Raw genomic sequence first — 6,000 nt, 5'->3', positions numbered from 1 at the left:
ATCGGTTCCTGTTCACCGGGGAGCAGCTGGATCCGAATACGGGGTTCTATTACCTAAGGGCTAGGTACATGGATCCGGCCAGTGGGCGGTTTACGCAGCAGGATGCGTTTGCTGGCATCGACAAGCGGCCGGCGTCGCTACACAAGTACTTGTACGCCAACGCGGATGCGGTGAATGGGCGCGACCCCAGCGGACACATGACGCTGGGCGAGATTAATTCGGTGATGGGACAGATGATCTCGCGCTCCATTGCGATCACCAATTTTGTTGGAAGAGTGCAAACCGCGGTCGGGACCGTTCAATCGTTGATCGAAGCGCTCAAGATCATGAGCGATCCGTCGGCGATCGCGGAGTTGTCGGGATACCTCGATCCGTCCAATCCGGACTATCAAGGCGTCCTAAGTGCCGAGGCGTTTGAGCTTGCATCGCAAGCGCTGCGACGGAACGCACCGCGTATCGCTCGCAGCGTGGGATTGCACCGAATAAAGACGTTTCTGGACTATGTTCCAAAAAAGGACACCACGGTCGTTTTCTACATGCCGACGCCGATCAGGACGCCAGGGGACTCGCGATTTATTCCTACGGGTGTTCCGATTCCTTTAGCTAATTTCGGGGCACGAAAAGCAGTCCTTGCTGTCGGTGGGAAAGCGACACGTTTCTTTGGTATTGGCTTCGCTAAAGGAACAAAGCCAAGTACCCAACGTCAGATCTTTAGAATGGATTGGGCGAAAGCACCAGGAAGTTCGCACTATCCAGGCGACAATAAAAACGCTGATTACTGGATTGATCCAGGGTTCGAGTTTCATGTACCTCGGGAGCCACAATGAGGGCGACTGTCGTTTTTGATATATATTCTCTTATGATTGATGCTGGCACCAATTTAGTAGTCTCGGTTCCTGACTATAAATTTCTTTCAGGGTGGATCCCTGGGCTTTTAGGAGAGCTGTGTAAAGCGACGCCTATCGCACCCTTTCTTCATCCTGATGAAGATCGAAGTAACAAAGAGCATGTCGAATCAGCTTATTTCCGTATTTCACCCAGTATTTCCGCGATAACATTGGAATCGCTGTCGCGCTTCATGTCGATTCGTCTTTTTGTCTGCGAGCCGCAGCAAGATTTTTTCGAGAAAATGCCGTCAGTTGTCCAGCAAGCTATAGTCAGTCGAGATAACGAATTCGACGAAGACGTCATATTGGCTGCTTCTTCGATGTCGGGCTTTAAGTGGATGGCTCTGCGCGATGGTGACGACGGCGACGCGTACTACTACCTGTTCGAAAATGAATAAGATCTTCATCAGCCACGAGATGACGAAGACTGGGACAACCACTTCTAGGAAATCTCCGACGCCATCGCGAGCACTTCTCCGATGAACTGACGGTTGCCTGGCTGTGCGCTGATGCAGTCCGCCCACACAACAATCCCCGCACTGGCGGGGGTTGTTGTTGAAGCCTTCAGCGTCGCCTGGCCTTGGCCGGTGGAGCCGGCTCGCAGATCATCACAGCCTGGGGGACTATTAAGGTTTAGGTGCGATTACCTCGACTACAGGTCAAAGCCTGCCGTGTTCAATCCTCATGTTCATATTTCCTATCTTAACGTGAGCGTTAATCATGGAATTTCGTAACGCTTTTTCTATACGTAGGGACAAATCACCATGTTCCATTGAAGAGATAACGTTGCCAGTGACCCTGTTGATGCCAACTGGGGTGTGGTCATTTAGGGGGTTCTGGGTGGACTGTGACAAGTGGGACGACTTTGATAGCAGGCGTGCTGGCGATTTCGTAGTTGGTGACGATGGCGTCGTCACAATTTCTTCTGTTGTTGCTGCCAAAGAGCTTTTCAGTATTGCTTCACTTGACTGGGGTGTTGTCAGGTTCTCGTTGGGGGCGGGTGTAGAACCGGTTTTCGTCGCGTCATGCATCGATGGTGCGTACTGGGTTGTTGCCACTGCGGACGACGGTATCTCGGAAGCATTGCATAACTCGTTTCCGACAGAAATTTCAGTAGCTTCGGCTACTGAAGTCGCGTCCTTGGATCGTGAAGTGATCTACGCGAGTGGGTCTACCCATACCGAGTAGAGTGGCGCGAACGAAGACCGGGCGAAGGCCGGGACAACCAGAAGCGCCGGGACAAACCCGGCAGAACGAAGACCGCGAAGACCGGGACAACCAGGCCTCGGAAAACTCCGACTCTCTCGCGAGCACTTCTCCGATTGACTGACGGTTGCCTGGCTCAAGGGCCGCGTGGTGCCGATCGGCGAGCGGGCGATTGCGTGGATGCAGCGATACGTCAACGAGGCGCGGCCCCAGCTTGTCAGCGATCCGGCGCAGACGCGATTGTTCCTCGACGAGCTGGGCCGTCCGCCGTGGCTCAATGCGATCACGCTGCGCGTGCGGAAGCTGCTCGAAGACGCGGGCATCATCAAGCGCGGTGCGTGTCACCTGTTCCGCCACACGATGGCAACTCGGATGCTGGAGAACGGTGCAGAGTAAGCGCCGCCTCAGCGCCGTACTTGCTAAGCGGACGCACCCCAGAGATGGGACCATAGCGAATTCTCGGCGAAGCGCTCTTTCCACCGGAAGAACGGCGGTGAGTTATCGCTTACGCTGCACGTGTGCCGCCCGCCGTTGCTGCGTCGGGCCCTCCTGTGTCGACATAGGGCTCTCTCTTCCAATTGCGAAGCCGCAGATTGCCGATCAAGATGCCGCAGGGGAAGATGAGGTTGTTGGAGCGCTTACCGTCAACCGGCGCGGCCCGTAGCTCAAGGGGTTACTGGTTTTGATCGTTGTGCTTTAGCTATGGGGTGATGCGATGGCGGGCCGGGCCCGCCCTACACTGCCGACCCGGCGGCGTGGCCCGACGCCCAGGCCCACTGGAAGTTGTAGCCGCCCAGCCATCCGGTGACGTCGACGACTTCGCCGATGAAATACAGGCCGGGGACGCGTTTGGATTGCATCGTGGATGACGACAGTTCGTCGGTGTCGACACCACCGAGGGTGACTTCGGCGGTGCGGTAGCCTTCGGTGCCGCTGGCGATCAGTGGCCACCGTTGCAGTTGCGCAGCGATGACGCGCAGTTCGGGATCGTTGAACTGACGCATCGGGCGACTGGTGAACCAGATGTCGCAAAGGCGTTCGGCGAAGCGTTTGGGGAACAGTTCGCCAAGCGTGGTGCGCAATTCCGCAGCCGGGCGTCGGCTGCGCTGTTCCTTGAGAATCTCGAAGGCATCGCCCTGCGGCAGCAGGTCCAGGTGCAAGGAGTCCCCGAGGTTCCAGTACGAGGAAATCTGCAGGATTGACGGACCGCTGACACCGCGATGGGTGATGAGCATGAAATTGCTGAATTCACGGTCATTGCAGTGCGCCGTGATCGGCAGTGCGACGCCGCTGAGGTCGGCCAGACGTTCCTGATGTTTCCCGCTGAGCGTCAGCGGCACCAGGCCGGCCCGGGTCGGCAGCACGGTGTGACCGAACTGGCGCGCGAGTTCGTAGCCGAAGCCGGTCGCACCCATACTGGAAATCGACAGGCCGCCGGTCGCGACGACCAGTGCAGGCGCACGCAATTCACCGAGCGTGGTCCGCACCCGGAAACCATCGTCGATGCGCTCGATGCTTTCGACGCTGCACTGCGTGTCGATGCGCACGCCGGCATCGGTGCATTCGTCCAGCAGCATCTTCACGATCTGCTTCGATGAGTCGTCGCAGAACAGTTGCCCAAGTTCCTTTTCGTGATACGCGATGCCGTGACGCTCGACCAGCTCGATGAAGTGCTGCGGGGTGTAACGCGCCAACGCAGACTTGCAGAAATGCGGGTTGCCGGAGATGAAATTGGCCGCGGTGGTGCCGTTGTTGGTGAAATTGCAGCGCCCGCCGCCTGACATCAGGATTTTCTTGCCGCAGCGGTTGGCGTGCTCGATCACACGCACGCGCCGTCCACGCAGGCCAGCCACTCGCGCGCACATGAGGCCGGCAGCGCCGCCGCCGATGACGATGACATCGGCCGTCGCGGGGGCGGTCGTGGTTGGCGGCATCAAGGAGTGCCCGGTCGGTTGTGCGATCGGCCATTGTAGTCGGCGAGGCAGCTCGCGGCTTGCGCGCAGGGGCCGGCTCTAGGAGCATGGCGACCCCGCCCGCCCCGACACACTCCTAAACCGCCTCATGCTGCGCCTGACCGAACTGAAACTGCCGCTGGACCACCCCGAGACCGACCTGCGGGCGGCCATTGTGCAGCGGCTGGGCATTGCCGATGGCGACATCATCGGATTCACGGTCCACAAGCGCAGCTACGACGCGCGCAAACGCAGCGCCATTACGCTGATCTACACGGTCGATGTCGAACTGCGCGACCCGGTCAACGCGGATATTGCCTCGCGCGGCATCGCCCACGTGGCCCCCAGTCCCGACATGCGCTATCGCTTCGTGACCCACGCACCGTCCACACTGAAATCACGGCCGGTGGTGATCGGTTTCGGGCCCTGCGGCCTTTTTGCGGCGTTGATCCTCGCGCAGATGGGCTTCCGGCCGATCGTGCTGGAGCGCGGCAAGGCGGTGCGCGAGCGCACCCGCGACACCTTTGGCCTGTGGCGCCAGGCGGTGCTCGATCCCGAATCGAATGTACAGTTCGGCGAAGGCGGTGCCGGCACGTTCTCCGACGGCAAGCTCTGGAGCCAGATCAAGGACCCGCGCTTTTACGGCCGCAAGGTGCTGGAAGAGTTCGTGCGGGCCGGAGCGCCGGAAGAAATCATGTACGTGAGCAAGCCGCACATCGGCACGTTCCGGCTGGTGAGCATGATCGAGAAAATGCGTGCCACCATCGAGTCGCTTGGCGGCGAGATCCGCTTCGGTGCGCGGGTGGAGGATGTGCGCATCGTCGACGGACACATGCGGGGTCTGGTGCTGAAAGATGGCGAGGAACTGCAGTGCGAGCACGTGGTGCTGGCGATCGGCCACAGCGCACGCGACACCTTCGAGATGCTCCACAAACGCGGCGTGTATGTCGAAGCCAAGCCGTTCTCGGTCGGCTTCCGCATCGAGCACCCGCAATCGCTGATCGACAACGCGCGTTTTGGCGCCTCGGCCGGGCATCCGTTGCTGGGTGCCGCCGACTATCGCCTCGTCCATCATGCGAAGAACGGGCGCGGCGTCTACAGCTTTTGCATGTGCCCTGGCGGCACCGTGGTCGCGGCCACCTCCGAACCCGGAAATGTCGTCACCAATGGCATGAGCCAGTATTCGCGAAACGAGCGCAATGCCAACGCTGGCTTGGTGGTGGGCATCAGCCCCGCCGACTACCCGGGCGGCCCGCTCGCCGGCATCGCGTTCCAGCGTCAGTGGGAGCGTCAGGCATTCGCGCTTGGCGGCGGCGATTATTGGGCGCCAGGTCAGTTGGTCGGCGATTTCGTGCGCGGCCGCCCATCGAAGCACTTCGGCGACGTGCAGCCCTCGTACACGCCCGGCGTGCGCCTGGGCGACCTCTCCACCGCCCTGCCCGAGTACGCCATCGCCGCCATCCGCGAAGCCATCCCGGCGCTCGATCGCCAGCTCAAGGGATTCGCGATGCACGACGCGGTGCTTACCGGCGTGGAGACGCGCACCTCATCGCCGATCCGCATCACTCGCGGGGCGGACTATCAGAGTCTCAACACCCGCGGCCTGTACCCGGCCGGCGAAGGCGCGAGTTATGCCGGCGGCATCTATTCTGCCGCGATCGACGGCATCGAAGTGGCGCAGGCGCTGGCATTGGCGATGACTGGCGAAGGCTGAGAGCCCTCGACGAAGCGGGTCGCTTGAGACGGCGCCTAATCCGGCCTTCGGGCACCTTCTCGCCGCTTGCGGGGAAAAGGATGGCCGCCTTTGATTTCCCCCAGGCCAAACGCCTATTGATCAGGCCAGATGGCGCGAGCAATTCATTCCAAACTCAATCTGGCCGGCTCGATAGTTGAGGGCACGACCCGAATTTCGATACTGCGGTTCACGCCGGTAGTAATGAGGCAACCATCGGATA

The 6,000-nt window shown here is 60.0% G+C and carries 6 protein-coding genes; 5 read left to right on the top strand and 1 reads right to left on the bottom strand.

What is annotated here, in order from left to right:
• From RUU78_RS24160 to RUU78_RS24145, 4 genes are all read left to right on the top strand, one after another.
• Window positions 1–827: RHS repeat-associated core domain-containing protein (locus RUU78_RS24160; RefSeq protein ID WP_313920331.1), on the top strand; the 827-nt coding region annotated here is incomplete at its 5' end.
• On the top strand, window positions 824–1,285 hold the full coding sequence (locus RUU78_RS24155; protein WP_313920330.1) for a hypothetical protein: 462 nt from the start codon (window positions 824–826) through the stop codon (window positions 1,283–1,285). The genes RUU78_RS24160 and RUU78_RS24155, both read left to right, overlap by 4 nt.
• 322 nt (window positions 1,286–1,607) lie before the next feature.
• Window positions 1,608–2,075 carry a hypothetical protein gene (locus RUU78_RS24150; RefSeq protein ID WP_313920329.1) on the top strand — a complete coding sequence of 156 codons (468 nt, stop codon included), beginning with the start codon at window positions 1,608–1,610 and terminating at the stop codon, window positions 2,073–2,075.
• A gap of 165 nt (window positions 2,076–2,240) precedes the next feature.
• A complete protein-coding gene (locus tag RUU78_RS24145; RefSeq protein WP_313920328.1) occupies window positions 2,241–2,489 on the top strand; it encodes a tyrosine-type recombinase/integrase in 249 nt (82 codons plus the stop codon).
• Window positions 2,490–2,827: 338 nt separating this feature from the next.
• Here the strand turns inward: RUU78_RS24145 and RUU78_RS24140 are convergent, their stop codons facing one another.
• Window positions 2,828–4,027: an NAD(P)/FAD-dependent oxidoreductase gene (locus RUU78_RS24140; RefSeq protein ID WP_313920327.1), complete on the bottom strand. Its 1,200-nt coding sequence runs from the start codon at window positions 4,025–4,027 to the stop codon at window positions 2,828–2,830.
• 127 nt (window positions 4,028–4,154) lie between these two features.
• Here RUU78_RS24140 and RUU78_RS24135 point away from each other — a divergent pair, with 127 nt between their 5' ends.
• The gene (locus tag RUU78_RS24135; protein ID WP_313920326.1) at window positions 4,155–5,759 is read left to right on the top strand and encodes an NAD(P)/FAD-dependent oxidoreductase; all 1,605 of its coding nucleotides are present in this window, start codon (window positions 4,155–4,157) and stop codon (window positions 5,757–5,759) included.
• Window positions 5,760–6,000 lie beyond the last annotated feature (241 nt).

The organism is Tahibacter sp., assembly GCF_032229445.1.
Classification (GTDB): Bacteria; Pseudomonadota; Gammaproteobacteria; order Xanthomonadales; family Rhodanobacteraceae; genus Tahibacter.
This window is presented reverse-complemented; position numbering and strand designations above follow the sequence as displayed.